Origin of the sequence: Okeania sp. SIO2F4, from assembly GCF_010672385.1 — a bacterium.
Classification (GTDB): Bacteria; Cyanobacteriota; Cyanobacteriia; order Cyanobacteriales; family Microcoleaceae; genus Trichodesmium.
The window spans coordinates 1-3,139 of sequence record NZ_JAAHGT010001058.1 but is presented as its reverse complement, the minus strand read 5'-3'; the positions used below and the strand labels follow the sequence as shown (position 1 = coordinate 3,139).

Annotated in this window: 1 protein-coding gene; it reads left to right on the top strand. The window is 31.2% G+C overall.

The window, feature by feature from the left end; all coding sequences use genetic code 11:
- The first annotated feature begins 299 nt into the window (after window positions 1–299).
- A complete protein-coding gene (locus tag F6K22_RS36995; protein ID WP_293109727.1) occupies window positions 300–2,147 on the top strand; it encodes a hypothetical protein in 1,848 nt (615 codons plus the stop codon).
- The last annotated feature ends 992 nt before the right edge of the window (window positions 2,148–3,139 follow it).

Sequence of the window (3,139 nt, the reverse complement as noted above, 5' to 3'; positions counted from 1 at the left end):
TAAGAATTTCTGCCTAGTCTTAGATTTAGCAGTCAATACTTTTGGCGGTTTGGAGGTTTGAAGAGGTTTTGGAGACCAAACTCCTACGAAATTCTTAACTCCTAACAGCAACCCCATATTTTGTAGTAATATTTTGGGAAATTGATATAAAATTTTTCACCTAGTTTCATGTTTGATTAATGCCATGAGTGAATGAGTATTTTAGTCTTATAATCACTAATTATTTCGACTTGCTCTTATTCCCTAAATTTATTTATCCGTTTTACTTCTTCTATCTTTCCTCCTCCTTCCTGACAAAAATGATAAATTTTGCCGAAATCAAATCTCAAGTCAACCCTAAATATTCTTTTGTCGGCATAGAAAAAAAGAGAGGTAAGTTAATTTTTCATTTACCAAAAGGATTTACTCAGGACGATCCAAATATTGATATATTTGACTTTAAATGTGAATTGTTTTTCAAACTCTATAAACTTCTGAAAATCATCCAGAAAATCTATCAAGAAAAAGGATATTTACAGAAAAATATCAAAGTTAATGACCGTGACGGTGTACTGCAACAGGAAGTTGGAAAAGAAGTTGTCGTCAACGATAATCAAGAAAGTATTTTTTATAGCAAAATTGATGCCTTAGATAATATTTTAGATATCTACGATGAGTTGAAAATATTAGCACTTGTCTCCCGTCTCAGTAAATCTGAAACTATAGACTATAGTAAAATTCATCGCTATCTTCATAAAGCGATTTTCCTAAACAATGGTGCAATATTTATAGAATCCATTGACACACCTAGGCAACAAATATCTTATGAAGCATCTGATATTGTGGAAATGTATTGTTATCTATTTAGTGAGATTCAGCAAAAACTAGGGGAAAATGTCAATCCCGAAATTGCTACTTTATCTACTAGGTTTCGAGAAAAATATATTGGGGATGAATATAGCTTGTTTAGCGAAACTAATTATCCATCAATTATTGAGACTTTACGAGATGCTTTAGAAACAATTGATAAATATACGCCGTTGAAAGATATAGATTATTGGGATTTTTATGATGCAATTGAGAAATTTTTATTCGGGGAGTTGGATGACACAAAAGACGGCAAAATCTGGGGATTTAATAATTTTCATAGTGTCTGGGAGGGAATTTGTTTAACTTATTTGCTCAAACAGACAAATTCATGTTTTATCTCTTATCTAAATAGTCGATATATTGCCTCAGAAATAATTGCTCATTTGAGCTACAAAAACAGAATTATCGATCTGAGCAATATTTTCTATGTCAACGGTAAAGATATTTTTCCCGATGCTGTAATTCTTTCATTTCAGACTAAAGATAACCACTCAAACTCAGGATTTATAGATTTAGTTTCATGTACCACTTCATATAAAATTGAAAAAGTCAAAAATTGGAATGACCTACGCTACTACACCAGCTTCAAATGTAATAAATATCAATTAAAAATTGCCTCTGTTCACCAAAACCCAGAACTCGAAAATCATACCTTTAATGAGCTGGCTAAATTCTGCAAACTTGAGGGAGAAATACTGAAGGTTCATTCTTTGCCAAATCAGTTTTATTCTTACTGGGAAATTTGGGATGATTTTAATCTCGAACAATTACAAATGATGGAAAATTTGAATCATGTATTTTATCTGGCTCTGAAATTTGGCATCTTATCCCCCCACAGATTTTTTCAACGCTTCATTAATTATGTATTGGGGTCTGAATCTCTGCTCAAAGAAAACATATTTTATCTGTCATTATTTCGGGATAAAGATAGACTTCGGTCTCTCAAAGAAATTAATCAAAGCTTTGGCAACTTCCTAAAAAAAATTATGAGCAAAATTTCTATCCAAATCATTGATATTAAATATGCTAACTTTGACTATTATCTAAATCCAGGAAACCGAGAAGAAATTAAAAGTAGAAGTATTAGAAAACAGTTTGTCTATGAATATCTAATTCAAAATTATCTGGAAAATAATCAAAAGACTCTCAGAAGTTGGAGTATAAATAGTGAATTTTGGCTGCCTATTTATAGGAAAAATTTGCCAGTGCTTACTCCTGGTACTAAATATATGGATAATTATGTGAAATTAACAGGCGTTAATATTATGAAAGTTATCGATCATTATATTCAGGGATAAGGAATTGAGAATTGAGAATTGAGAATTCTAAAGTTATTTTGGTAAAGGGGATTTGTCTGGCATCTTTCTTTCTCAAAATTAGTAACGGCGATCGCTTCATTTCATAACTCCACAATAAATTTAACTATCAGAATTTTCTAATCGTTCAACCCGTTGTTTTAACCTGTTAATTTCTGGTTGTAAATCTAGACGTTCTGATTCACCATAAATGCTATAACTAAACAATTATTGGATAGGTCTAACAGGAGCGATTAGATATTTCTATAAGTTGCCCAGTTCCCTGAAGCAATACTCTAATATCTTCTCTTTGTCGTTGAGATTCTTCTCTTTATCTTTCAGCTTCCTCCCTTTCTCGTTGAGATTTTTTTTCCATCCTTAACTGTCTATTTTGCAGTTCTCTTTAAACAGCTAGCATTTCTTGAATAATTTTTGGCATTTCCTCAAAAGTCATTTTGTTTTACCCCTATCAAAACTCAGACTTTAATTATTAATCATAGATATTTTTCGACAAAAATTTTGACAGAAACTAAATTAACTAGATTAAGGGAATAGCGATCGCTTCATTTCATAACTCCCAAATATATTTAACTATCAGAATTTTCTAATCGTTCAACCCGTTGTTTTAATCTATTAATTTCTTGTTGTAAATCTAGACGTTCTGATTCACCAGTAATACTAGAACTAAACAATTTTTGGATATGTCTAACAGGAGCGATTAGATATTTATAGAAGTTGCCCAGTTCCTGGAAGTAATAGGTTAATATCTTCTCGCAAAACTCTAATATTCTCTCTTTGTCTTTCAGCTTTCTCCCTTTCTCGTTGAGATTTTTATTCGATCCTTAACTGAGTATTTTGCAGTTCTCTTTCAACAGCTAACATTTCTTGAATAATTTTTGGCATTTCCTCAAAAGTCATTTTGTTTGACTCCTATCAAAACTAAGATTTTAATTATTCATAATAGATATTTTCCGACCAAAATTTTGATAGAAACA

Coding starts and splice junctions, on each gene's coding strand:
- F6K22_RS36995 (WP_293109727.1), top strand. CDS start 300: ATGATAAATTTTGCCGAAATCAAATCTCAAGTCAACCCTAAATATTCT.